Here is a 23,197-nt window from a genome sequence, read left to right on the forward strand (position 1 = left end):
TCGATGTTTTGCCAACGCGCCAAGTGGGCCATACTGCGCGCGGTTCCCGGAGGTCTCTATGTATTGCATGAATAAAAAGCTGCTGGCGGCGGTGAGCTGCGTGCTGGGCTGGTGGTTGTCCGGCCAGGCCGCCAATGCCGCGTCGGCACCGCCCTTGAGCGAGGTCAAGGTGCTCAAGGTCGAGTCGCCGGCCTGTGGCTTCGAGGACATCGTCCCGGGGCAGGCGCAGACGCGTTGCGATCACAGCGGCCCGAATATCAAGGTCTACGTGCTGGAGGTCGGTTATGGCCGCCAGCCCCATGTCACCCTGGACGGCTTTGAAGTCGACGGCACCCGCTCGCCCGTGTGTGCGTACAGTAACGGCAACCTTAATGACTGCTCCGTGCGGACCAAAGTCGTTGGCTATTTGTACGTCTTCGACCTGAAGGGCAAGCAAGAGGGCACCTTCAGCTTCAGCAACATCTCGATCAACGCACCGGGCAATCGGATGTCGACCCAGCTGTATATCAAGTAGCCCGCCTCCAGCGTGGGAATTGCATAAACGCTGTGTAGGAGCTGCCGAGCGCAGCGAGGCTGCGATCTTTCCCCTGGCGCTTGAGTCTCCAGGGCACATCAAAAGATCGCAGCCTTCGGCAGCTCCTACACTACAAGCATCACCCAGCGGAGAGCGCCCATGATTCCTGGAACCAAGATCCCCCGAGCCCTGATAGCCGTCGCCGAGGGTGTCGACGACTTGCAGACGGTCACCCTGATCGATGTGCTGCGTCGAGCGCAGATCGAAACCGTGGTGGCGAGCATCGAAGGGCGGCGGATGCTCACCTGCGCCCGCGGCACGCGCCTGACGGCCGATGGCATGCTGGTGGACGTGCTCGTGCAGGACTTCGACCTGATCGTCTTGCCCGGCGGCATCATCGGCGCCCAACACCTGGCGGCCCATCAGCCGCTGCAACAACTGATCAAGGGCCAGGCCGCCACCGGACGGTTTTTCGCCGCCATCGCCGAAGCCCCGGCCCTGGCGCTACAGGCATTCGGTGTTCTGCGCCAACGGCGCATGACCTGCCTGCCCGCCGTGAGCCAGCAACTGTCCGGTTGCAGCTTCGTCGATCAACCCGTGGTGGTGGATGGCAATTGCATCACCGCCCAGGGTTCGGCCGCCGCCCTGGCGTTTGCCTTGGCGTTGGTGGAGCAACTCAGTGGCAAGGGCGTGAGGAGCGTGGTGGCGGCGGAGTTGCTGGCCTGACAGACATCAAGCGTGTTGTGGGAAAGGTTCAATCACAGGCTGTACGCGCTGCTCGGCGTGCCACAAATCGTAATCGGTCTGGACGCCCAGCCAGACCCTGGCCTTGCCGATCCCTGCACGCTCCAGACGCACGGCCAGGTCGGGGCTGATGGGTGCATGACCATGCAAGACCCGGGAAAGATGGGGCCGGGCGAAACCCAGGTGTCGCGCCAGTTCGGTGACCGTGATACCCAAGTCGGGCAGCACGTCCATCCGCAAGGTTTCGCCAGGGTGTGGCGGATTGTGCATGGGCATGTTCCAGCCTCCTGATCAGTGGTAGTCCAGATAATCGACCAGTTCGATATCGGACCCGATGAAACGAAAAATAACCCGCCAGTTTCCCGAAACCCCAAGCGACCAGTATCCATCCAGCTCACCCTTGAGCGGATGCAATCGCCATCCGGGGATATCCAAGTCGTTGGCGACCTGAGCCCTGTCCAGAAACTGGAGCATGCGGGCCAGGCGTTTCCCGTGGTCCGCCCGGATACCACGGGTCGACCCCGTCTCATAAAAGAGCCTGAGGCCTTTGTGCTGGAAAGATTTAATCATGGAATGGAGTGTAAGGCGATACGTTACACTCGGGACGGTACATATATACCGCACAACCCCGTTAAAACCGTGCTTCTTGCATTGCCACGGCAGCGCAAATTGCCTTGAACGCTTCGCCTCACCCTGAAGTCGTACCCCTTATGACGGCGGTTTCCCAAAACGCCGCGAGTACGACCAACCGTGAGGTGTTCCATGAGCGCGACCCTGTCCGAAGCGACGCCGGCGTCCTTCGTCCGTCATCCGATCCGCCTGACACTCAATGGCCAGGTGCGTGAGTTGCAAGTGCTGGCCTGGACCACGTTGCTGGACCTGCTGCGTGAGCAACTGGACCTGGTGGGCAGCAAGAAAGGCTGCGACCACGGCCAGTGCGGCGCCTGTACGGTGCTGCGCGATGGCAAGCGGATCAATGCCTGCCTGACCCTGGCGGTGATGTGCGACGGCGCCGAATTGACCACCATCGAAGGCCTGGCGGGCGATGACGCATTGCATCCCATGCAGCAGGCATTCATCACCCATGACGCGTTCCAGTGCGGTTACTGCACGCCGGGGCAGATCTGTTCAGCGGTGGGGCTGGCCAACGAGGGCAGGGCGCAGACCCGCGCGCAAATCAGTGAGCTGATGAGCGGCAACCTGTGCCGCTGCGGGGCCTATACCCACATTTGTGATGCCATCGAAGAGGCATTGCCGCTCTGCCGGCAACCGGGAGGTGATCAATGAATCCCTTCCAGTACAGCAAGCCCGTCACCGTGCAGGCGGCCGTCGATTTGTCGAGCCCGGTTTCACGCTTCATCGCCGGTGGCACCAACCTGCTGGACCTGATGAAAGAGAACCTGACCCGCCCCGAGCACCTGATCGACATTACCGGCTTGCCCCTGGCGGACCTCAGTGAAACGCCGTCCGGTGGGGTGATGATCGGGGCTTTGGTGAGCAATGCCGACCTGGCCTGGCACCCGTGGATCGAGCGCCGCTATCCGCTGCTGGCCCAGGCCATCCTGGCGGGCGCCTCGCCGCAACTGCGCAACATGGCCAGTACCGGTGGCAACCTGCTGCAACGCACACGCTGCTATTACTTCTATGACGCGAGCGTACCGTGCAACAAACGCCGGCCTGGCAGCGGTTGCCCAGCCCGGAACGGTTTGAACCGGATCCATGCGATTTTCGGTGCCAGCGATCAATGTGTCGCCACTCATCCCTCCGACATGTGCGTGGCCTTGGCCGCTCTGGAGGCGGTGGTCCATGTCCTGGGGCGGGGCGGGGCGCGGACCATCGAGTTCGCCGACTTTCATCGTCTGCCCGGCGATGCTCCGGAGCGCGATAACCAACTGGCCGACGATGAGCTGATCATCGCCATCGAATTGCCTGCCTCCGGTTTTGCCGAGCATAGCCACTACCTGAAGATCCGTGACCGCGCCTCCTACGCGTTTGCACTGGTCTCGGTGGCGGCGGCGCTGGAGCTGGATGGGCCGGTGATTCGCCAGGCGCGCCTGGCCCTCGGTGGCGTGGCGCACAAACCGTGGCGCGACCGGGCCGTGGAGAGCTGGCTGGTCGGACAGACCGTCAGCCGTGAAACCTTCACCGCCGCCGCCGATGCACTGCTGCAAGACGCCGAGCCGTTGGCGCACAACGGCTTCAAGATCCGCTTGGCGCGCCGGGCAATTGTCCGCGCCTTGAGCGATGCCGCGTTGGGTTGCGCACCGCAGGGAGGACAAGCCTGATGAACGCTCCGAGCAAATCCATAGGGCAACCTCTCGACCGAGTCGATGGCCTGCTCAAGGTGACGGGCCAGGCCCGTTATGCTGGCGAATACCCCGAGGACGGCTTGCTGCACGGCAGTGTCGTGTCCGGGGCGGTCGCCCGTGGTCGCGTGCTGCGCATTGATGCTTCCCGCGCCCTTGCGCTGCCTGGCGTGGTCGCGGTGATCGACCATACCAACCGGCCAAGGATCGCCAGCTACGACGAACCCTACCAGGATGCCGATGCGGCGGACGGCTCGCCGTTCCGGCCGCTGTACAACGACGAGGTGCTCTACAGCGGCCAGCCCCTGGCCCTGGTAGTGGCGGAAAGTCTTGAATTGGCCCGGTATGCCGGTTCGCTGATAGACATCGAATACGCGGCCGAGGAGCATCAGACCGATCTGATAACCCTGCAAAACGACGCCCATCCAGCACCGGCTGAATTACCCAAGCCCCGTGGGAACTTTCAGGGCGAGTACGCCAGCTCCGCGCTCAGCGTGGATGCGTCCTACAGCACGCCGATTGAACACCACAATCCCATGGAGCCACATGCCTCCACCGTGCTGTATCAGCCTGATGGCAGCCTGCACATCCACGACAAGACCCAAGGCACGCAAAACGGTCAGGCCTATGTGCAAAAAGTCTTCGGGCTCGAGAAAGAGCAAGTGCGAGTGTTTGCCGCGTTTGTCGGCGGCGCCTTCGGTTCCGGGCTGCGCCCGCAATATCAACTGCCGTTGGCCGTGATGGCGGCACTGGCACTCAAGCGTTCCGTGCGGGTCAGCCTGACGCGCCAGCAAATGTTTACCTTTGGCTATCGGCCACGAACCCTCCAGCGCGTGCAACTGGGGGCGGCGGCCAACGGTCGCTTGCTGGCCGTGGCGCACACCGCCGTCGGCCAGACCTCGCGCTTCGAGGATTTCACCGAGCATGTGGTGGAGTGGAGCGGCATGCTCTATCACTGCGACAACGTCGAGTTGACTTACAAACTGGTACCGCTGGACGTCTACACGCCTTTGGACATGCGCGCACCCGGTGCGGCTCTCGGCTTGATTGGCCTGGAGTGCGCCATGGATGAACTGGCCTGTGCCCTGGCGATCGATCCGGTCCAGTTGCGGTTGATCAACTACGCCGAACGTAACGAGAACGAAGGCAAGCCGTATTCCAGCAAGGAACTGCGTGAGTGCTATGCCCAAGGCGCCCGTCGTTTCGGCTGGGACAAGCGCAACCCGGAACCGCGCAGCATGCGTGAAGGCCGGCAACTGGTGGGCTGGGGCATGGCCGGTGGTGTGTGGGAGGCCATGCAGCAGAAGGCCAGCGCCCAGGCGTCGCTGGATACCAATGGCAAGTTGACCGTCAGCAGCGCCACCACTGACATCGGCACCGGGACCTACACGGTCATGACCCAGATCGCCGCCGAGGCGTCAGGCGTTTCCCTTGAGGACATCACGTTTGTCCTGGGGGATTCATCGCTGCCCACCGCGCCGCTGCAGGGCGGCTCGTTCACCGTATCGTCGGTAGGCACCGCTGTGCAGCAGGCCTGTGAAGCACTGAAGGAAAAACTCCTGGCCGTGGCCCGCCAGGCGTGTCCGGCCTTCAGCGGCGCGACCCTTGAGCAAGTGACGTTTGTCGATGGTCAGCTGCGACTGGGCGAAGCGAGCGTTGCGCTCGCGGAGCTGGCGCAGAAAAGCGGCGAGACGCCGTTGCAGGCCCAGGTCACTGCCGAGCCGGATGCAAAACGCCAGGCCTACGCCACGGCCACTCACTCGGCGGTGTTCGTCGAAGTGCTGGTGGACGAAGACCTGGGGACGGTGAAGGTCAATCGCGTGGTCAGTGCCATCGCCGCCGGCCGAGTCGTCAACCCGAAAACCGCCCGCAGCCAGATTTTCGGTGGCGTGGTGTGGGGCGTCGGCATGGCCTTGCACGAAGAAACCCTGACGGACCACGCCCTGGGTCGCCACATGAACCACAACCTGGCCGAGTATCACCTGCCGGTCAACGCCGACATCGGCGACATTGAGGTGATTTTCGTCGAGGAACACGACGAGATCGTCAATGCGCTCGGGTCCAAGGGCGTGGGCGAAATCGGCATCGTCGGGGTGGCAGCGGCGGTGGCCAATGCGATTTACCATGCCACCGGCAAGCGGGTGCGGGACTTCCCCATCACCCTCGACAAGCTGCTCTAGGCTTTTGCTTCATCCACCGGTTCGTGCATCCGGTCACGGTTGGCCAGGGTCGGGAACAGTTTGATCCAGGTTCCGGTGACCAGCAGCGTGCCGACACCGCCCATGACCACCGCCGGCACGGTGCCGAACCAGTGGGCGGTGAGGCCGGACTCGAACTCGCCCAACTGGTTCGAGGCGCCGATGAACAACCCGTTCACCGCGCTGACCCGGCCGCGCATTTCATCCGGTGTTTCCAGTTGTACGAAGGAGGCGCGGATCACCATGCTGATCATGTCCGCCGCGCCCAGCACCACCAGCACCGCCAGGGAAAACCAGAACGAGGTGGAGAGGCCGAATGCAATGGTGGCAACGCCGAACACGCCCACCGCCGTGAACATAACCCGGCCGACCTTGCGCTCCACGGCAAACCGCGCCAGCCACAGCGACATCAGCAAGGCCCCGACCGCCGGTGCCGACCGCAACAGGCCCAGGCCCCAGGGGCCGGTGAGCAGGATGTCCTTGGCAAACACCGGCAGCAGCGCCGTCGCGCCGCCGAGCAACACCGCGAACAGGTCCAGGGAAATCGCCCCGAGAATGTCCGGGCGACTGCGAATGAAGCGAATCCCGGCCAGCAACGAATCCAGCGTCGCCTTGCCTTTGTTCAGCGGCGTCTGCCGGGCAGGCAGGTTGAGCATCAGGCCGCAGGCGATGAGGTAAAGCAGCACCGTCGGCCCGTAGACCCAGACACTGCCAAAGGCGTAGAGCAAGCCGCCGAGCGCCGGGGCGACGATGGTGGCCGACTGCTGGGCCGATTGCGCGGCGGCCACGGCACGGGGAAACAGCGCAGCCGGCACAATGCTCGGCAGCAGCGCCTGGGTGGTCGGCATTTCGAAGGAGCGGGCGGCGCCCAGCAGGAAGGCGAGGATGAAGATCATCTCCCGCGTGACGTTGTCAGTGGCGCTGCCGATTGCCAGCGCCAGGGCAATCATCGCCTGCAATGACTGGCAGATGGCCGCCACCTTGCGCCGGTCATAGCGGTCGGCCACATGCCCGGTGTGGAGCATGAACAGCACGCGCGGGGCAAACTCGACCAACCCCACCAGGCCGAGGTCCAGGACGTTGCCGGTCAGTTGATAGAGGTTCCAGCCGATAGCCACGGTGAGCATCTGGAAGCCGCTGGCGGTGAATATCCGGGCCAGCCAGAACGCGATGAAGGGACGATGGTGACGGAGCAGCAGCGGCGCTTGGCTGGGCATCTATGACGGGTCCGGTGATGAAGGCATCGAGATTATCACCGAGCTGTAACTGGAAGTTGCGGTGGCGGAAAAAATAGTTAGCCAAGCATCGATCTTCCACATCGCCCCGTTTTTTTGTGGCGAGGGGTTTATCTGTGGGAGCAAGGCTTGCCCGCGATGGACGCGACTCGATTTCTGAAAGACCGCATCGCCTTCATCGCGGGCAAGCCTTGCTCCCACATATCCCCGCGCCTCAGTCAGCACTGAGACAACCTGTCACGCGACAAACGACCACGCCGTTCATCGACGAGAATGCGGCTACTCTTTGATCATTGCTTGATCCAGATCAATACCTTTCGGGGTGTTGGGCTGGCGGCCATCCGGCCAGAGTCCTGCGTTGTGACGGTTATAAAAAGAACGATTTGAAAAGCATCGCACTCCATATCCCTGGGGATTGTGATGCAGGCCCCGCCCGCAGCCGGTTTTACCTGACAGAGGAAGACTTATGTTCGGTTTGGAGGCGCTTGATCTCGCCCGAATCCAATTCGCGTTCACCATCTCGTTTCACATCCTGTTTCCGGCCATCACCATTGGCCTGGCGAGTTACCTGGCGGTACTTGAAGGCTTGTGGCTCAAGACCCGCGATGACACCTACCGCGACCTGTATCACTTCTGGTCGAAGATCTTTGCCGTCAACTTCGGCATGGGGGTGGTGTCCGGGTTGGTCATGGCCTATCAATTCGGGACCAACTGGAGCCGTTTCTCGGACTTCGCCGGTGCGGTGACCGGGCCGTTGCTGACCTACGAGGTGCTCACGGCGTTTTTCCTCGAGGCGGGTTTCCTGGGCGTGATGTTGTTTGGCTGGAATCGCGTCGGCCGCGGCCTGCATTTCTTTTCCACGGTCATGGTGGCGATCGGCACCCTGATCTCGACCTTCTGGATCCTGTCCTCCAACAGCTGGATGCAGACCCCACAGGGTTACGAAATCATCGACGGCCGGGTGATCCCGGTGGACTGGCTGGCGGTGGTGTTCAACCCCTCGTTCCCTTATCGATTGCTGCACATGTCCACCGCAGCGTTTGTCGCCACGGCGTTCTTCGTCGGCTCGTCGGCGGCCTGGCATTTGCTGCGCGGCCGTGACAACCCAGCCATCCGCCGGATGCTGTCGATGGCGATGTGGATGGCCTTGCTGGTGGCGCCGATACAGGCGGTCATCGGCGACTTCCATGGCCTGAACACCCTCAAGCATCAACCGGCGAAAATCGCCGCCATCGAGGGCCACTGGGAAAACGTCGGCAATGAACCGACCCCGCTGATCCTGTTCGGCTGGCCCGACATGCAGGCGGAAAAAACCAAATATGCCGTGGAAATTCCTTACCTGGGCAGCCTGATCCTGACCCACAGCCTGGACAAGCAGGTGCCGGCCCTCAAGGAGTTCCCACCTGAGGACCGACCGAATTCGACCATCGTGTTCTGGTCGTTCCGGGTCATGGTCGGCCTCGGGCTGCTGATGATTTTCACTGGGCTGTGCAGCCTGTGGCTGCGCCGCAACGATCGGATCTATCAATCCCGGCCGTTCCTCTACATGGTGCTGTGGATGGGGCCGTCCGGCCTGGTCGCGATCCTGGCCGGCTGGTTTACCACGGAGATCGGCCGCCAGCCGTGGGTGGTCTATGGCTTGATGCGCACGGCCGATGCGTCGTCCGGCCACAGCTTCGCCCAGATGAGCATCACCCTGGTGCTGTTCGTCGTGGTGTATTTCGCGCTGTTCGGCGCCGGCCTGAGCTACATGATGCGCCTGGTGCGCAAGGGGCCGGAGGCCCACGAAGCCGAGCCGAGCGACGGTGGCCCTGGCCAGAAACGTACGCCGGCCCGGCCATTGTCGGCCGCCGATGACGGCGACGACATGGACCATAACGAACGCTCGAACAAGGGGAATTGAATCATGGGTATTGATCTTCCGCTGATCTGGGCCGTGGTCATCATCTTCGGCATCATGATGTACGTGGTCATGGACGGCTTCGACCTGGGGATCGGCATTCTCTTCCCCTTCGTCAAGGGCGAGCGCGACCGCGACGTGATGATGAACACTGTGGCACCGGTCTGGGACGGTAACGAAACCTGGCTGGTGCTGGGCGGTGCCGGGCTGTTCGGGGCGTTTCCGCTGGCTTATTCGGTGGTGCTTTCGGCGCTGTACCTGCCATTGATCCTGATGCTCATCGGCTTGATCTTCCGCGGCGTGGCCTTCGAGTTCCGCTTCAAGGCCAAGGCTGAGAAGCGCCACCTCTGGGACAAGGCATTCATTGGTGGTTCGCTGACGGCCACCTTCTTCCAGGGTGTGGCGCTGGGGGCGTTCATCGATGGCTTCGAGGTGGTCAATCGCCAGTTCGCCGGCGGCTCCCTGGACTGGTTCACACCGTTCACGATGTTCTGTGGCCTGGCGTTGATCGCGGCCTACGCGTTGCTCGGCTGCACTTGGCTGATCATGAAGACCGAGGGCAAGTTGCAAGAGCAGATGCATGACCTGGCCCGGCCACTGGCGTTCGTGGTGCTGGCGGTGATCGGCATTGTCAGCATCTGGACCCCGCTGGCCCATGCGGACATCGCGGCCCGCTGGTTCACCTTGCCGAACCTGTTCTGGTTCCTGCCGGTGCCGATCCTGGTGCTGGTGACCATGTACGGATTGTTCCGCGCGGTGGCGCGCAACGCCAACTACACGCCCTTCATCCTGACCCTGGTGCTGATCTTCCTCGGCTACAGCGGCTTGGGCATCAGCCTGTGGCCAAACATCGTGCCGCCGTCCATCTCGATCTGGGACGCCTCGTCACCGCCCCAGAGCCAGGGCTTCATGTTGGTTGGCACGTTGTTCATCATTCCGTTGATCCTGGTGTACACCTTCTGGAGCTACTACGTGTTCCGCGGCAAGGTGACCCACGACGACGGCTACCATTGAGGGCGTCGAGCATGGCCAGACCTGACTTGAAAGACATCGAGGCTGCCGAACGCAAGCCACTCTGGCAGCGGCTCGGCTGGCTGGCGCTGATCTGGGCCGGCAGTGTGCTGGCGCTGTTCATTGTTGCCAGCCTGATGCGGATGTTCATGAATGCCGCAGGGCTGACCACCCACTGATTTCTCTGTGGGGGCAAGCTTTGCTCCCACAGGGGACGATTTATTTGCGGGCTTTGAGGATCACGAATTTCGGCGTGGCGGCCACTTGCTCGACACCGCGGAACAACCGCGCCAGTTTGCTGTGGTAGCCCAGGTGCCGGTTGCCGACGATGTACAGCGCGCCGCCCACCACCAACGCTTCGCGAGCCTGCTGAAACATCCGCCAGGCGAGGAAATCGCCCACCACTTGCTGCTGGTGGAAGGGCGGATTGCACAGCACCACGTCCAGTGACTGCGCCTCTTGTCCGGCCAGGCCATCACCGGCCCGCAGGGTCACTTCGCGTTCGCCCAGGGCCGCACGCCAATTCTCGGCTGCCGATTGCACGGCCATATACGACTCGTCCACCAGGGTGTAGTGGGCCTCGGGGTTTTGCAGGGCGCTGGCGATGGCCAGCACGCCGTTGCCGCACCCCAGGTCCGCGACCCGTGCCGTCCCGAGGTTTTTCGGCAAATGTGGGAGGAACGCGCGGGTGCCGATGTCCAGGCCTTCGCGGCAGAACACATTGGCGTGGTTGAGCAGCTCGATCTTCGGCTCGTCCAGCCAGTAACGCGTGGGGTAGGGCGATACGATCGGCGCACTGCCTTGTGAAGCGCCAGGTTGTGGCGTGGCAATCAACAGCCGTGCTTTTTTCACCGCCAGGGAGGCCTGCACCGGGCCGATATACCGCTCCAGCAAATCGCCAGCGGCCCGGGGCAGGTGCTTGATCATGGCCCCGGCAATCACCTGGGCGCCTGGCGCGAGTTGGCCTTGCAGGCGAATCAGTTGCTCCTCCAGCAAGGCCAGGGTTTTCGGTACTTTGATCAGGACGCGATCGAACGGGCCGGTCAGTGGCTCGCTGGCAGGTAGCGTCGGCACCGCATCGAAGGGGCGGCCGTTGCGCACCAGGTTTTTCTCCAGCGCCTGCAATGCCAGGAAGGAGTCACCGCTGCTGGTCACCAGGACGTTGCCCGCCAGGCTGGCGGCCAGGGCGCCGAAGCTGTCATTGAGTACCAGGACCCCAGTCTGCGCGCTCGGCTGTTGTTCGGCCAGGTACGCGAGCAGGTATTCATCAGCCGCATCGAAGGCTTGCAGCGGTTCGTTCTGCTGTTCGGGTTGGCGGATCAGGTCGAGTTGGGCGAAGGGGCTGTCGAGCAGGGGCATGGCTGGGGACTCTGGAGATCAACGAATGTCCCGCTGCCTGGAGATAGGTGTCTGTGCGGGACCGCCTGAATGAACTGCGTCGCGTGCAAGAAGCGGCATCATCCAAGTGGAACCGTAAATGGTACGTTTTTTTGTTGCACATTACTCGCGGGTTTTTCAGCCCGGCGCTGTCACTTCACTGTTCAGATCACATGGATCTGGGCGGCTTTTGCCACCGCTGAAATTTTATTGCTGACGTTCAGTTTTCGCATGCAACTGCACACATGGAAATTCACGGTCCGTTCGGAAAGACAGAGAATCCTGCCCACTTCCGACGCCGTCTTGCCTTCGGCAGACCACCTCAACACTTCGATCTCTCTGGGTGACAGGTGGCATTTGGGCTGGACTTCGAAGGCGTCAGACAATTTTTTGCCGGCGAGTGCATGCAGCCTTTGACTGGCGAAGATGGCGTAGCCGAGATTTGCATAGTGCTCCTCGATATCGATGGGACAGTGGCTCCGTGCGAGGCTGAACAGGCTGCAATGTGCGCCCTGTTCATCATGAACGGACTGGGTCCAGCCGTACTTGAGTCCTTGTCGATTAAGTTCTCGCCATAACTTGGGGGCTTGAGAAAAAACAGTCTCATCCCACAAGATGGGGAGTGGGGATTGATTGCAATGTGCTACTAATGGGTCGTTCGACGCATAGCCATTTTGTTCATAAAGTCTGTCCCATCCATAAGGGTAGTTATTCAGGTTCACCTTGCTGGTGTGTTTGTCGGGGCTTCCTAGATAGGCTGCATATGCGCAATATTCAAATCCCTGATTGTTAAAGAAATTCAGGACCAGACGATAGGCCGTCTGCAGGTCCTTTTCGCAGGATAGCTTCCTCAATAACAAGTCCTTCCACTTGTCCATCGCTCTCTCCTGGGTTTGATTCGTCCATGCGGATCCAATCCATGATGCGGAATTTGAGTGTAGGACTATTCTTAATTTGTAGTGAGTTTTTTTTAGTTTGCTTACATTTTGAGATGTTTAAGAAACTAAACTTTTTAGTTGATTGTTTTTACAGTTTTGTGGGGTTTGTATAAGTCAGGTAAAAGATTTTGTTGGGCAGACGTTGTTTCTGGCTAAAGTGCCATTACTCGTCATCGGTGGTGAAGACGCTCGCTTTGCGGGACACTGCAAGTCTCGTCCCATTGGAGTGGCTCATGACCGACAGCGCAGAGAAGTTCAGCCGCCAAACCCTGCTCGATGTCCAACCGTTGACGCCTCATTTGTTTACTTTGCGCACGACCCGGGATCGCGGCTTTCGCTTTCGGGCGGGTCAGTTTGCTCGGCTGGGGGTCGTCAAGGCGGACGGGACCGCCGTCTGGCGGGCGTATTCCATGGTGTCTTCGCCGTTCGACGAGTTCCTCGAGTTCTTTTCCATCGTGGTTCCCGATGGCGAGTTCACCAGTGAGCTTAGCCGCCTGCGGCCGGGTGACGAACTGTTGGTGGATCGCCAGGCTTTCGGCTATCTGACGCTGGATCGCTTTGTCGATGGTCGGGATTTGTGGCTGTTGTCCACCGGGACAGGGGTGGCGCCGTTTCTTTCTATCCTCCAGGATTTCGAGGCCTGGGAAAAATTCGAGCGGATCATCCTGGTGTACAGCGTGCGCGAGGCGCAGGAGCTGGCGTATCAGGCGCTGATCAAGGAACTGCCCCAGCGCGACTACCTGGCCGAGTACGCCCATAAGTTTCGTTTCATTGCGACCGTCACCCGTGAACAGTATCCGGGGGCGCTCAGTGGGCGGATCACCACGCTGATCGAAAATGGCGAGCTGGAGCGGGCGGCCGGCGTAGCGCTGACGCCGGAGCATTCGCGAGTGATGCTGTGCGGCAATCCGCAAATGATCGATGACACGCGCAAGCTGCTCAAGGCCAGGGGGCTGCAACTGAGCCTGACCCGTCGGCCGGGACAGGTGGCGGTGGAAAACTACTGGTAGGAAACCCACGCATGTAGGAGCTGTGTAGGAGCTGTCGAGTGCAACGAGGCTGCGATCTTTCCCCTGGCGCTTGAATCTCAAGCGAAAGATCAAGATCAAGATCAAGATCAAAAGATCGCAGGCTTCGCCAGCTCCTACAAAACCCAGCGGGAGCAAGCTCCCTCGCCACAGGTGCTATCGATGGAGGGAGGTTCAGGGCCGCTCGTTCTGAGCCTTGAGCAGGTCGCGAATCTCACTCAGCAGCAGTTCTTCCTTGGTCGGAACAGGCGGCGCGCTGGGGGCTACGGCCTCTTCGCGCTTGAGGCGGTTGATCGCCTTGACGCCCATGAAAATGGCGAATGCCACGATGATGAAGTCGATGGTGCTCTGGATGAATTTACCGTAGGCCAGCATAACGGCAGGCGCATCACCCTGGGCGGCCTTGAGGGTGATGGCCAGGTCACTGAAGTCCACTCCACCAATCAGCAGGCCGATGGGAGGCATGACCACGTCGCCAACGAATGACGAAACGATTTTGCCGAAAGCGGCACCGATGATGATCCCGACGGCCATGTCGACGACATTGCCTTTGACCGCGAAGGCCTTGAACTCGCTTAGCACGCCCATGAGTTATTCCTTGTGACAGATTAAAGATGAGTGGCAGTGTAAGTCAGCCCAACGAGTCTTGCTCGAAACGCCTGCTTACAAAGCTTCAGTTATCGACCCGGTCCTGGGTGAAAAGTTTTCAAAGTGCCATCAATCGCGCGTGATACGCGGTTTCAGCCTGGCGCCCCACAACGTTTTTTCTATCGACACGGTACGGCATTTCTATTTAGGTTTTCCTTTTCCGAGCACTAGCCTCTGGATGGCGCACATGGATGCGCTCTATAACATCAGAGGAACACGCCTATGAACACTTCCCTTGGCCACGGGGCTTATTCCCATCGCCGCGCTTTTTTTGTGCTGACCGCGAGCCTTTTGTCCTTGTCTGTCAACGCGGCCACTCTGACCCGGGACAACGGTGCGGCTGTCGGCGACAACCAGAACTCGCAAACGGCAGGCCCCAACGGCCCGACCTTGTTGCAAGACGTGCAGTTGATCCAGAAACTCCAGCGCTTTGACCGTGAACGCATCCCCGAGCGCGTGGTGCATGCACGCGGGACCGGTGCCCACGGCACCTTCACGGTTTCCGACGATCTCAGCGACCTGACCAAGGCCAAAGTCTTTGCCGCAGGCCAGGTCACGCCAGTGTTCGTGCGTTTTTCTGCCGTGGTGCACGGCAATCATTCGCCGGAAACCCTGCGCGACCCCCGTGGTTTCGCCACGAAGTTCTACACCGCCGACGGTAACTGGGACTTGGTGGGTAACAACTTCCCGACCTTCTTCATCCGCGATGCCATCAAGTTTCCGGACATGGTCCACGCCTTCAAACCCGACCCGCGCACCAACCTGGACGATGATTCACGCCGCTTCGATTTCTTCTCCCATGTTCCAGAATCGACCCGCACCCTGACCGAGTTGTATTCCAACTCCGGGACACCGGCCAGTTACCGCGAAATGGACGGCAACGGTGTACATGCCTACAAACTGGTTAACGCCAAGGGTGAAGTTCATTACGTGAAGTTTCATTGGAAAAGTTTGCAGGGCTTGAAAAATCTCGATCCGAAAGAAGTTGTGAAAGTTCAGGGTCAAGATTACAGCCATATGACAAATGATCTGGTGACTCATATTAATAAGGGCGACTTCCCGAAGTGGGACTTGTACGTCCAAGTGCTCAATCCACAGGACCTTGCCAAGTTTGACTTCGACCCACTGGATGCGACCAAGATCTGGCCGGGCGTGCCTGAGCGCAAAGTCGGGCAAATGGTCTTGAATCGCAATCCGGCGAATGTCTTCCAGGAAACCGAGCAAGTGGCCATGGCGCCGGCCAATCTTGTACCGGGTATCGAACCTTCCGAGGATCGTTTGCTCCAGGGGCGAGTATTTTCCTACGCCGACACGCAGATGTACCGGATAGGCGCCAATGCCCTGCAATTGCCGATCAACGCCCCCAAGGTGGCGGTGAACAACGGTAACCAGGACGGTGCGATGAACCCAGGCAGCACCAGCACCGGGGTGAATTATCAGCCGAGCCGCCTGACGCCGCGTGAAGAACCGCAAGCGGCACGCTATAGCCAGACTGCGCTGAGCGGCAGTACCCAGCAGGCGAAGATCCAGCGCGAGCAGAACTTCAAGCAGGCCGGTGATTTGTATCGATCGTTCAGCAAGAAAGAGCGTGATGACCTGATCGACAGCTTTGGCGGCTCTTTGGCGACCACCGATGACGAGAGCAAGCACATCATCCTGTCGTTCCTCTACAAGGCTGACCCTGAGTACGGCACTGGCGTGGCTCGTGTCGCCAAAGGCGATCTGGCCCGGGTCAAGGCCCTGGCGGAAAAACTGACTGACTGATCCACAGCCAGGCAGGTGCATGGCCTGTGGGAGCAAAGCTTGCTCGCGAAACAGGCGCAGGGGTCTGAAACCAGGCCGAGTTGCCTGCATCGCGGGCAAGCCTTGCTCCCACAACCATGCCCCCACAGTCATCTGCCAGAGGAGACGTCATGATGCGCAGATTTCTTTTATCGATGCTTGCGACCTGGTCACTGAGCGTACTGGCCGATCAGCCGATACCCACCGAACCGGCTGCGGTCCAGGAACAGTTGCAAAACTATTATTTCGACGCCGCTCGCCGCGGCGATGTGCCGATGCTCGAGACTTTTATCGAGGCCGGTTACTCGCTCAATACCCAGGATGAAAAGGGCTACACCGCGCTGATTCTGGCGGCTTATCACGGTCACGGCCCGGCGGTGGAGCGGCTGCTGGCCGCTGGCGCCGATGCCTGTGCCCAGGACAAACGCGGTAACACGGCGCTGATGGGCGCGATTTTCAAGGGCGAAGTGCAAATCGCGCGTCGCTTGCTGTCCACCGATTGCAGCCCGGACCAACGCAACGGCGCCGGGCAGACCGCGGCGATGTATGCCGGCCTGTTCAAACGTGCCGAGTTGCTCGACGCCTTGCAGGCCAAGGGCGCCGATCTGCAGGCCCAGGACCCGTTGGGCAACACCGCAGTGGATCTGGCGAGGGGGGAAATCAGAATGCCGGCCCCGCGCTAGTGGCCTGTGTGGCCAGTTCTGTCAGCCCAACTTCGGCGCCAGAAGCCCATATCCTGCGTTGCTGTTCCTCGCCATAGCGGGCTATGACTCGTCACAGCGCCTTGGCTATGAACTTCTGGCATCCGAATTTGAGCTAACGAACTGGCCGTACAGGCCACCGACTGGGCTATCATCGCGGTTTTTACCCGGAGTTCAGATGGCCAAGGCAAAGCGCATGTACGGCTGCACCGAGTGCGGCTCGACCTTTCCCAAATGGGCCGGCCAGTGCAGCGAATGCGGGGCCTGGAACACCCTGACTGAAACCATGGTGGAAAGCGGCGGTGCGGCGGCACCCACCGGTCGTACGGGCTGGGCCGGTCAGCAGGCGCAGATCAAGACCCTGGCCGAAGTCAGTGTCGAAGAAATCCCGCGTTTCTCCACCGCATCCGGTGAACTGGACCGCGTGCTCGGCGGCGGCCTGGTGGACGGTTCGGTGGTGCTGATCGGCGGCGATCCGGGCATCGGCAAATCCACCATCTTGTTGCAAACCTTGTGCAACCTCGCCACCCGCATGCCGGCGCTGTACGTCACTGGCGAAGAATCCCAGCAGCAGGTCGCCATGCGCGCCCGGCGCCTGGGCTTGCCCCAGGACCAGTTGCGGGTCATGACCGAAACCTGCATCGAGACCATCATCGCCACGGCGCGCCTGGAAAAACCCAAGGTGATGGTGATCGACTCGATCCAGACGATTTTCACCGAACAGCTGCAATCGGCCCCGGGCGGCGTGTCCCAGGTGCGCGAAAGTGCGGCGTTGCTGGTGCGCTACGCCAAGCAGAGCGGCACGGCGATTTTCCTGGTGGGCCACGTCACCAAGGAAGGCGCACTGGCGGGGCCGCGTGTGCTGGAGCACATGGTCGATACCGTGTTGTATTTCGAAGGCGAATCCGACGGGCGCCTGCGTTTGCTGCGGGCGGTGAAGAACCGCTTTGGCGCTGTCAACGAACTGGGTGTGTTCGGCATGACCGACAGAGGCCTGAAAGAAGTCTCAAACCCTTCGGCGATCTTTCTGACGCGTGCCCAGGAAGAAGTCCCCGGTAGCGTGGTCATGGCAACGTGGGAAGGCACCCGGCCGATGCTGGTCGAAGTGCAAGCGCTGGTGGATGACAGCCACCTGGCGAACCCGCGCCGGGTCACCCTGGGCCTGGATCAGAATCGGTTGGCCATGTTGCTGGCGGTGTTGCATCGACACGGCGGGATTCCGACTCACGACCAGGACGTGTTCCTCAACGTCGTGGGTGGGGTCAAGGTGCTGGAAACCGCGTCCGACCTGGCGTTGATGGCCGCAGTCATGTCCAGCCTGCGCAACCGGCCGCTGCCCCACGACCTGTTGGTGTTCGGCGAAGTGGGGCTGTCGGGCGAAGTGCGGCCGGTGCCCAGTGGCCAGGAGCGACTCAAGGAAGCGGCCAAGCACGGCTTCAAACGCGCCATCGTGCCCAAGGGCAACGCGCCGAAGGAAGCCCCGCCGGGGTTGCAGATCATTGCGGTGACACGTCTGGAACAGGCGTTGGATGCATTGTTCGAATAGCACTGGCAATTGCGCAAGGAAGGCATGTGGGAGCAAAGCTTGCTCGCGATGCAGACGACTCGATTTTGAAGGGCCGCATCGCCGCCATCGCGGGCAAGCCTTGCTCCCACAGAATCCCCTCGCCACAGGGGGCACCGCTGGATTCAAATCTGGATCAACGCCGCCAACTCCCGCTCCAGCTCGTCATGGTCGCCCACGTTCAGCTCTACCAGCCGGCGTAGGTGTGCGATGGAGTCCAGGTCTATGTGCTCGCAGGCGAAGCCCAGGTGACCGTGGTCATCATGGGCCAAACGAACTTCCATTTTGATCTCAGCATCAGGGCTCAAATGAATATCGGCCATGAAGGGTCGTTCGATATCGCCAAGCCAGGGTTCGGGTTTCTTGATCAGCAATCCCTTGAGGGACAGATCCAGCAACTCTACCGGCCAGATGAACGGACCCTGGCTCAGCTCGGTCCTGGCATGGAAGTCAACTCGTACGAAGCGGCGACGTTCGCTCATTACGCATTCCCTCTGGAGATTCATTGACTATAGACCCAACTGACGGGGCATCGTCACCGTTCGGCCGCTGACAAACGAACGTCGAGTATGGCCTTTGCCCGGGTTAGCGCTAAACTCCTGTGGCTATCTTTCTTGTCCACCCTGGCTGGAATATAAAAATGAAAAACAATAATAGCCTGCTGCGCCATCTACCCTGGCTACTGCTGGCCGTCGTAGGAGCGTGCGCCTTGGGCGTCGTGGCATTGCGTCGAGGCGAGGCGATCAACGCCTTATGGATCGTCGTCGCAGCCGTGGCCATCTACCTGGTCGCCTACCGCTACTACAGCCTCTTCATCGCCAACAACGTGATGCAACTCGATGCGCGCCGGGCCACCCCCGCCGTGCTCAACAACGATGGCCTGGACTACGTCCCGACCAACAAACACATTCTGTTCGGCCACCACTTCGCGGCCATTGCTGGTGCGGGGCCGCTGGTCGGGCCGGTGCTGGCGGCGCAGATGGGCTCTGGATCGTCGTCGCAGCCGTGGCCATCTACCTGGTCGCCTACCGCTACTACAGCCTCTTCATCGCCAACAACGTGATGCAACTCGATGCGCGCCGGGCCACCCCCGCCGTGCTCAACAACGATGGCCTGGACTATGTCCCGACCAACAAACACATTCTGTTCGGCCACCACTTCGCGGCCATTGCTGGTGCGGGGCCGCTGGTCGGGCCGGTGCTGGCGGCGCAGATGGGCTACCTGCCCGGCACGCTCTGGCTGATCGCCGGCGTGGTGCTGGCCGGTGCGGTGCAGGACTTCATGGTCCTGTTCCTGTCCACCCGCCGCAAYGGGCGCTCCCTGGGTGACATGGTGCGCGAGGAAATGGGCCGCATCCCTGGCACCATCGCGCTGTTCGGCTGCTTCCTGATCATGATCATCATCCTCGCGGTGCTGGCGCTGATCGTGGTCAAGGCCCTGGCCGAGAGCCCGTGGGGSATCTTCACGGTGATGGCGACCATCCCGATCGCGATGTTCATGGGCATCTACATGCGCTACATCCGCCCGGGCCGCATCGGTGAAATCTCGMTCATCGGCGTGCTGTTGCTGCTGGGTTCGATCTGGCTGGGCGGGCARATYGCTGCCGATCCGGTCTGGGCCAAGGCCTTYWCCTTCACCGGGATCCAGATYACCTGGATGCTGATCGGCTACGGCTTTGTCGCGGCGGTGCTGCCGGTGTGGCTGATCCTGGCGCCGCGGGACTACCTGTCCACATTCCTCAAGATCGGYACCATCGTCGCCCTGGCGATCGGCATCCTGGTCACCATGCCCGAGCTGAAAATGCCGGCGCTGACCCAGTTCACCGACGGCACSGGACCGGTRTGGAAGGGCGGTCTGTTCCCGTTCCTGTTCATCACCATCGCCTGCGGCGCGGTCTCGGGCTTCCACGCGCTGATCTCCTCGGGCACCACGCCCAAGCTGCTGGATAACGAAACCAACGCCCGCTACATCGGTTACGGCGGCATGCTGATGGAGTCCTTCGTGGCGATCATGGCCATGGTCGCCGCTTCGGTGATCGAGCCAGGCGTGTACTTCGCCATGAACAGTCCGGCGGCGATCGTCGGCGGTGACGTGGTGGCCGTGGCCCAGACCGTCAGCAGCTGGGGTTTTGCAATCACCCCCGAGGCGCTGCAAGCGGTGGCCAAGGACATCGGCGAGACCACCGTGCTGGCCCGTGCCGGCGGTGCGCCGACCCTGGCGGTCGGTATTGCGCAGATCCTGCACTCGGTGCTGCCGGGTGAGAACACCATGGCGTTCTGGTACCACTTCGCGATCCTGTTCGAAGCGCTGTTCATCCTCACCGCGGTGGACGCCGGCACCCGTGCCGGGCGGTTCATGCTGCAGGACTTGCTCGGCTCGTTCGTGCCTTCGCTCAAGCGCACYGAATCCTGGCCGGCCAACCTGATCGCCACCGCCGGTTGCGTGGCGCTGTGGGGCTACCTGCTGTACCAGGGCGTGATCGATCCGCTGGGCGGCATCAACACCTTGTGGCCGCTGTTCGGCATCTCCAACCAGATGCTGGCCGGTATCGCCCTGATGCTCGCCACCGTGGTCCTGATCAAGATGAAGCGCCAGCGCTACGTCTGGGTSACSMTGCTGCCGGCGRKCTGGCTGCTGATCTGCACCACCACSGCGGGCCTGATCAAGCTGTTCGACGCCAACCCGGCGATCGGCTTTTTGGCCCTGGCRCGCAAATACAACGATGCCCTGGCCGCCGGCCAGATCCTGGCCCCGGCCAAGAGCATCGAGCAGATGCAGCACGTGGTGTTCAACGCCTACACCAACGCAACGCTGACGGTGTTGTTCCTGTTCGTGGTCTTCAGCATCCTGTTCTACGCGCTCAAGGTCGGCATCGCCGCCTGGGGCACCAAGGARCGCACGGACAAAGAAGCGCCATTCCAGGCYCTGCCRGACGCTTGATAGAGGATTGCAACGATGTTCAATGACTTGAGTCGCCTGGGTAAATACCTCGGTCAGGCCGCCCGCCTGATGGTCGGCATGCCCGACTACGACAACTACGTCGAGCACATGCAAACCAAGCACCCGGACAAGCCGATGATGGACTACGAGGCGTTCTTTCGNGGCCGCCCGCCTGATGGTCGGCATGCCCGACTACGACAACTACGTCGAGCACATGCAAACCAAGCACCCGGACAAGCCGATGATGGACTACGAGGCGTTCTTTCGYGAACGCCAGGAGGCCCGTTACGGCGGCAAGGGTGGGCCCAAGTGCTGTTGATCCGCTGATTGCCRGTGGATGATGCAACCCTTGTGGGAGCGAGCCTGCTCGCGATGGCGGTGGATCAGCAGCATTGATGTTGACTGACCCACCGCCTTCGCGAGCAAGCTCGCTCCCACAGTTGTTTTTGGGGTGGTCTCAAGATGTGCATACACCACAGATCCCTGTGGGAGCGAGCCTGCTCGCGATAGCGGAGTGTCAGTTAATGATAATGTCGACTGATCCACCACCTTCGCGAGCAGGCTCGCTCCCACAAAATCGCTTCCCTTTCAGGCATCAAGGAGATTCAGTTTGTCCTCTCCCATCCCGGTCACCATCCTCAGCGGCTTCCTCGGCGCCGGCAAGACCACGCTGTTGCGCCATCTGCTCAAGGCCGAGCACGGCCTTAAAATCGCCGTGATCGAGAACGAATTCAGCGATGCCGGCATCGACACCCAACTGCTGGGCGACGAGCCGGTGCAAGTCATGACCCTGGCCAACGGTTGCGTGTGCTGCACCATCCACACCGACCTGACCAAGGCCCTGTACCTGTTGCTCGAGCGGCTGGACAGCGGCGAGATCGCCTTCGATCGCCTGGTCATCGAGTGCACCGGCCTGGCCGACCCGGCCCCGGTGGCGCAGACGTTCTTCATCGACGAGGACCTGCGCGAGCGCTATATCCTCGACGGCATTCTTACGCTGGTGGACGCCGCTCATGCCGATGTCCACCTGACCCAGGCCATCGCCCAGGCCCAGGTCGGATTTGCCGACCGCCTGCTCTTGAGCAAGACCGATCTGGTGGACGCGGCCCAGGTCCAGGCCCTTGGCGAGCGCCTGACGCGCATCAACCGGCGCGCGCCGATCAGGGTGGTCGAACACGGCAAGATCGACCTGGCCGAACTGCTCGATATTCGTGGCTTCAATCTCAATGCGGACCTGGGTGCAGGGTTCAGCCTGCGACCGGTCGGCAAGGCCACCCCGGGTGATCGCATCAGCAGTTTGGTTCTGCGTACCGACAAGGCGCTGGATATCGACAAGCTCAGCGAGTTCATGAACCAGTTGCTGGAAGAGCACGGCAAGCAATTGCTGCGCTACAAGGGCGTGCTGAACATCGCCGGCGAACCCCGTCGGTTGGTGTTCCAGGGCGTGCTCAAGTTGTACGGTTTCGATTGGGACACCGAATGGGCCCCCGGCGAAGCCCGGGAAAGCGTGATCGTGTTCATCGCCGACGAACTGCCGGAAGAGAAGATCCGCGCCGGCTTCGAAGCCGCGCTACTTTGACGATCCCGCGCCTGCGGCCAGCAGCAGTTTTTGCTCCAGATGGTCCAGGTGCTCGTCCATCAGCCGCACCGCTTCGTTGACGTTGCGGCTTTCCACGGCGTCGACGATTGCCAGGTGTTCCTGCCAGGCGCAGTGCCGGCGCGACTTGACCTCGTGTCGGGCCAGGGCCAGCGAGGTCAGCGGCACCAGGCTGCCGAGAAATTGCATTAACGGCGCGTTGCCGGCCATGGCCGCCAGTTGCAGGTGAAACTCGCCGGACAGGCGGATCGCCGGGCCACGTTCACCACGATCCAGGCACTGGCGTTCGAGCTCCACCAGATCGCGCAGCTGTTGCAAGTCCTTGGGCTGCGGCGCCTTGCAGGCCAGGCGCACCAGGGTCTGCTCTGCCAGGCGGCGAGCGTGGAGGATCTGCCGGGTCTGCTCCAGGTCTGGCGCGGCAACTTGTGGCCGGTGGTTGGGCCGCAGGATCACTACTTGCTGATGAGACAGGCGCGCCAGAACGCGGCGAATGACGCTGCGGCTGACGCCGAACACATCCCCCAGGCTTTCCTCGGTGAAGCGGCTGGCCGGGGCAATGCGTTGTTCGAGGATGGCGTCGAAGATCCGCGGGTAGATATCGTCCACCGACGGTTTGCCGACCCGGCCAGGCAGGGGCAGGGCGGCCAGCACGTTGTGGTTGTGCTGGGGTTGATGGGGCATGAGGTTATTCATGGCGGTCTCCACAGGCAACGG

At 61.4% G+C, this 23,197-nt stretch carries 24 protein-coding genes and 1 pseudogene; 17 read left to right on the top strand and 8 right to left on the bottom strand.

Going from position 1 to position 23,197, the window contains the following annotated elements; genetic code table 11:
• Positions 1–67 precede the first annotated feature (67 nt).
• On the top strand, positions 68–514 hold the full coding sequence (locus ASC85_RS25595) for a DUF4879 domain-containing protein (protein ID WP_430458887.1): 447 nt from the start codon (positions 68–70) through the stop codon (positions 512–514).
• A gap of 159 nt (positions 515–673) precedes the next feature.
• Entirely contained in the window at positions 674–1,240 is a 567-nt protein-coding gene (locus ASC85_RS25600; RefSeq protein ID WP_057451871.1) for a DJ-1 family glyoxalase III, read from the top strand.
• A 6-nt stretch (positions 1,241–1,246) separates the two neighbouring features.
• On the opposite strand, the gene ASC85_RS25605 is transcribed toward ASC85_RS25600, so the two are convergent.
• Together ASC85_RS25605 and ASC85_RS25610 are read right to left on the bottom strand one after the other, a co-directional pair.
• Positions 1,247–1,534 (bottom strand): HigA family addiction module antitoxin, encoded by a 288-nt coding sequence (locus tag ASC85_RS25605; protein WP_057451872.1) that lies wholly within the window; start codon positions 1,532–1,534, stop codon positions 1,247–1,249.
• 15 nt (positions 1,535–1,549) lie between these two features.
• On the bottom strand, positions 1,550–1,828 hold the full coding sequence (locus ASC85_RS25610; RefSeq protein ID WP_057451873.1) for a type II toxin-antitoxin system RelE/ParE family toxin: 279 nt from the start codon (positions 1,826–1,828) through the stop codon (positions 1,550–1,552).
• A gap of 192 nt (positions 1,829–2,020) precedes the next feature.
• Here ASC85_RS25610 and ASC85_RS25615 point away from each other — a divergent pair, with 192 nt between their 5' ends.
• Genes ASC85_RS25615 through ASC85_RS25625 form a run of 3 tightly spaced genes read left to right on the top strand, consistent with a single transcriptional unit; the run spans position 2,021 to position 5,744 of the window.
• Complete coding sequence (locus tag ASC85_RS25615; protein WP_057451874.1) at positions 2,021–2,545, top strand: (2Fe-2S)-binding protein; 525 nt, start codon at positions 2,021–2,023, stop codon at positions 2,543–2,545.
• Positions 2,542–3,543, top strand: a complete 1,002-nt coding sequence (locus ASC85_RS25620) for an FAD binding domain-containing protein (RefSeq protein ID WP_057451875.1) — start codon at positions 2,542–2,544, stop codon at positions 3,541–3,543. The genes ASC85_RS25615 and ASC85_RS25620 overlap by 4 nt, the downstream gene beginning before the upstream one ends.
• Positions 3,543–5,744, top strand: coding sequence for a xanthine dehydrogenase family protein molybdopterin-binding subunit (locus ASC85_RS25625; protein ID WP_057451876.1), 2,202 nt, complete (start codon positions 3,543–3,545; stop codon positions 5,742–5,744). Before ASC85_RS25620 ends, ASC85_RS25625 begins: the two co-directional genes overlap by 1 nt.
• On the opposite strand, the gene ASC85_RS25630 is transcribed toward ASC85_RS25625, so the two are convergent.
• Positions 5,741–6,979 (bottom strand): MFS transporter, encoded by a 1,239-nt coding sequence (locus ASC85_RS25630; RefSeq protein ID WP_057451877.1) that lies wholly within the window; start codon positions 6,977–6,979, stop codon positions 5,741–5,743. The genes ASC85_RS25625 and ASC85_RS25630 overlap by 4 nt on opposite strands.
• Positions 6,980–7,463: 484 nt before the next feature.
• Between ASC85_RS25630 and ASC85_RS25635 the strand changes: the two genes are divergently transcribed.
• Genes ASC85_RS25635 through ASC85_RS31685 form a run of 3 tightly spaced genes read left to right on the top strand, consistent with a single transcriptional unit; the run spans position 7,464 to position 10,087 of the window.
• Entirely contained in the window at positions 7,464–8,900 is a 1,437-nt protein-coding gene (locus ASC85_RS25635) for a cytochrome ubiquinol oxidase subunit I (protein WP_057451878.1), read from the top strand.
• Positions 8,901–8,903: 3 nt separating this feature from the next.
• Entirely contained in the window at positions 8,904–9,911 is a 1,008-nt protein-coding gene (gene cydB / locus ASC85_RS25640; protein ID WP_003205787.1) for a cytochrome d ubiquinol oxidase subunit II, read from the top strand.
• 11 nt (positions 9,912–9,922) lie between these two features.
• A complete protein-coding gene (locus tag ASC85_RS31685) occupies positions 9,923–10,087 on the top strand; it encodes a DUF2474 domain-containing protein (RefSeq protein WP_082534488.1) in 165 nt (54 codons plus the stop codon).
• Between the two features lie 40 nt (positions 10,088–10,127).
• Here the strand turns inward: ASC85_RS31685 and ASC85_RS25645 are convergent, their stop codons facing one another.
• Both ASC85_RS25645 and ASC85_RS25650 read right to left on the bottom strand, forming a co-directional pair.
• Positions 10,128–11,267, bottom strand: a complete 1,140-nt coding sequence (locus ASC85_RS25645) for a methyltransferase (protein WP_057451879.1) — start codon at positions 11,265–11,267, stop codon at positions 10,128–10,130.
• Between the two features lie 182 nt (positions 11,268–11,449).
• Entirely contained in the window at positions 11,450–12,163 is a 714-nt protein-coding gene (locus ASC85_RS25650) for an autoinducer binding domain-containing protein (protein WP_057451880.1), read from the bottom strand.
• A 293-nt stretch (positions 12,164–12,456) separates the two neighbouring features.
• Here ASC85_RS25650 and ASC85_RS25655 point away from each other — a divergent pair, with 293 nt between their 5' ends.
• Entirely contained in the window at positions 12,457–13,233 is a 777-nt protein-coding gene (locus ASC85_RS25655; protein ID WP_057451881.1) for a ferredoxin--NADP reductase, read from the top strand.
• 192 nt (positions 13,234–13,425) lie between these two features.
• On the opposite strand, the gene mscL is transcribed toward ASC85_RS25655, so the two are convergent.
• Complete coding sequence (mscL, locus tag ASC85_RS25660) at positions 13,426–13,839, bottom strand: large-conductance mechanosensitive channel protein MscL (RefSeq protein ID WP_057451882.1); 414 nt, start codon at positions 13,837–13,839, stop codon at positions 13,426–13,428.
• 282 nt (positions 13,840–14,121) lie between these two features.
• Here mscL and katB point away from each other — a divergent pair, with 282 nt between their 5' ends.
• The 3 genes from katB (at position 14,122) to radA (ending at position 17,928) form a co-directional block, all read left to right on the top strand.
• Positions 14,122–15,663: a catalase KatB gene (gene katB, locus ASC85_RS25665; protein ID WP_057451883.1), complete on the top strand. Its 1,542-nt coding sequence runs from the start codon at positions 14,122–14,124 to the stop codon at positions 15,661–15,663.
• 152 nt (positions 15,664–15,815) lie between these two features.
• Positions 15,816–16,364 carry an ankyrin repeat domain-containing protein gene (locus ASC85_RS25670; protein WP_057451895.1) on the top strand — a complete coding sequence of 183 codons (549 nt, stop codon included), beginning with the start codon at positions 15,816–15,818 and terminating at the stop codon, positions 16,362–16,364.
• A gap of 196 nt (positions 16,365–16,560) precedes the next feature.
• Positions 16,561–17,928, top strand: a complete 1,368-nt coding sequence (gene radA / locus ASC85_RS25675; RefSeq protein WP_003185644.1) for a DNA repair protein RadA — start codon at positions 16,561–16,563, stop codon at positions 17,926–17,928.
• Between the two features lie 143 nt (positions 17,929–18,071).
• On the opposite strand, the gene ASC85_RS25680 is transcribed toward radA, so the two are convergent.
• Positions 18,072–18,428 (bottom strand): PilZ domain-containing protein, encoded by a 357-nt coding sequence (locus tag ASC85_RS25680; protein ID WP_024616903.1) that lies wholly within the window; start codon positions 18,426–18,428, stop codon positions 18,072–18,074.
• A gap of 158 nt (positions 18,429–18,586) precedes the next feature.
• On the opposite strand from ASC85_RS25680, the pseudogene ASC85_RS25685 reads away from it, so the two are divergent.
• The 5 genes and pseudogenes from ASC85_RS25685 to yjiA form a co-directional block, all read left to right on the top strand.
• Positions 18,587–18,931: pseudogene (locus ASC85_RS25685) on the top strand (carbon starvation CstA family protein); the annotation flags it as partial.
• A gap of 5 nt (positions 18,932–18,936) precedes the next feature.
• Positions 18,937–20,886 carry a carbon starvation CstA family protein gene (locus ASC85_RS25690; RefSeq protein WP_057451896.1) on the top strand — a complete coding sequence of 650 codons (1,950 nt, stop codon included), beginning with the start codon at positions 18,937–18,939 and terminating at the stop codon, positions 20,884–20,886.
• Between the two features lie 15 nt (positions 20,887–20,901).
• Positions 20,902–21,047, top strand: a 146-nt coding sequence (locus tag ASC85_RS32755) for a YbdD/YjiX family protein (RefSeq protein ID WP_236712405.1), incomplete at its 3' end; no start/stop codon positions are given.
• A 23-nt stretch (positions 21,048–21,070) separates the two neighbouring features.
• Positions 21,071–21,205: a YbdD/YjiX family protein gene (locus ASC85_RS32760; protein WP_442966222.1), complete on the top strand. Its 135-nt coding sequence runs from the start codon at positions 21,071–21,073 to the stop codon at positions 21,203–21,205.
• 291 nt (positions 21,206–21,496) lie between these two features.
• The gene (gene yjiA / locus ASC85_RS25695) at positions 21,497–22,465 is read left to right on the top strand and encodes a GTPase (protein WP_013694246.1); all 969 of its coding nucleotides are present in this window, start codon (positions 21,497–21,499) and stop codon (positions 22,463–22,465) included.
• Here the strand turns inward: yjiA and ASC85_RS25700 are convergent.
• Positions 22,457–23,176 carry a GntR family transcriptional regulator gene (locus tag ASC85_RS25700; RefSeq protein ID WP_082534490.1) on the bottom strand — a complete coding sequence of 240 codons (720 nt, stop codon included), beginning with the start codon at positions 23,174–23,176 and terminating at the stop codon, positions 22,457–22,459. The genes yjiA and ASC85_RS25700 overlap by 9 nt on opposite strands.
• Positions 23,177–23,197 lie beyond the last annotated feature (21 nt).

The organism is Pseudomonas sp. Root401 (genome assembly GCF_001425105.1).
Taxonomy (GTDB): domain Bacteria; phylum Pseudomonadota; class Gammaproteobacteria; order Pseudomonadales; family Pseudomonadaceae; genus Aquipseudomonas; species Aquipseudomonas brassicacearum.

Coding starts and splice junctions, on each gene's coding strand:
- katB (WP_057451883.1), top strand. CDS start 14,122: ATGAACACTTCCCTTGGCCACGGGGCTTATTCCCATCGCCGCGCTTTT.
- ASC85_RS25680 (WP_024616903.1), bottom strand. CDS start 18,428: ATGAGCGAACGTCGCCGCTTCGTACGAGTTGACTTCCATGCCAGGACC.
- ASC85_RS25630 (WP_057451877.1), bottom strand. CDS start 6,979: ATGCCCAGCCAAGCGCCGCTGCTGCTCCGTCACCATCGTCCCTTCATC.
- radA (WP_003185644.1), top strand. CDS start 16,561: ATGGCCAAGGCAAAGCGCATGTACGGCTGCACCGAGTGCGGCTCGACC.
- ASC85_RS25655 (WP_057451881.1), top strand. CDS start 12,457: ATGACCGACAGCGCAGAGAAGTTCAGCCGCCAAACCCTGCTCGATGTC.
- ASC85_RS25615 (WP_057451874.1), top strand. CDS start 2,021: ATGAGCGCGACCCTGTCCGAAGCGACGCCGGCGTCCTTCGTCCGTCAT.
- ASC85_RS25625 (WP_057451876.1), top strand. CDS start 3,543: ATGAACGCTCCGAGCAAATCCATAGGGCAACCTCTCGACCGAGTCGAT.
- ASC85_RS25600 (WP_057451871.1), top strand. CDS start 674: ATGATTCCTGGAACCAAGATCCCCCGAGCCCTGATAGCCGTCGCCGAG.
- ASC85_RS25635 (WP_057451878.1), top strand. CDS start 7,464: ATGTTCGGTTTGGAGGCGCTTGATCTCGCCCGAATCCAATTCGCGTTC.
- ASC85_RS25605 (WP_057451872.1), bottom strand. CDS start 1,534: ATGCCCATGCACAATCCGCCACACCCTGGCGAAACCTTGCGGATGGAC.
- ASC85_RS25700 (WP_082534490.1), bottom strand. CDS start 23,176: ATGAATAACCTCATGCCCCATCAACCCCAGCACAACCACAACGTGCTG.
- ASC85_RS25620 (WP_057451875.1), top strand. CDS start 2,542: ATGAATCCCTTCCAGTACAGCAAGCCCGTCACCGTGCAGGCGGCCGTC.
- ASC85_RS25595 (WP_430458887.1), top strand. CDS start 68: ATGAATAAAAAGCTGCTGGCGGCGGTGAGCTGCGTGCTGGGCTGGTGG.
- ASC85_RS25610 (WP_057451873.1), bottom strand. CDS start 1,828: ATGATTAAATCTTTCCAGCACAAAGGCCTCAGGCTCTTTTATGAGACG.
- ASC85_RS25645 (WP_057451879.1), bottom strand. CDS start 11,267: ATGCCCCTGCTCGACAGCCCCTTCGCCCAACTCGACCTGATCCGCCAA.
- mscL (WP_057451882.1), bottom strand. CDS start 13,839: ATGGGCGTGCTAAGCGAGTTCAAGGCCTTCGCGGTCAAAGGCAATGTC.
- ASC85_RS25650 (WP_057451880.1), bottom strand. CDS start 12,163: ATGGACAAGTGGAAGGACTTGTTATTGAGGAAGCTATCCTGCGAAAAG.
- cydB (WP_003205787.1), top strand. CDS start 8,904: ATGGGTATTGATCTTCCGCTGATCTGGGCCGTGGTCATCATCTTCGGC.
- ASC85_RS25670 (WP_057451895.1), top strand. CDS start 15,816: ATGCGCAGATTTCTTTTATCGATGCTTGCGACCTGGTCACTGAGCGTA.
- ASC85_RS31685 (WP_082534488.1), top strand. CDS start 9,923: ATGGCCAGACCTGACTTGAAAGACATCGAGGCTGCCGAACGCAAGCCA.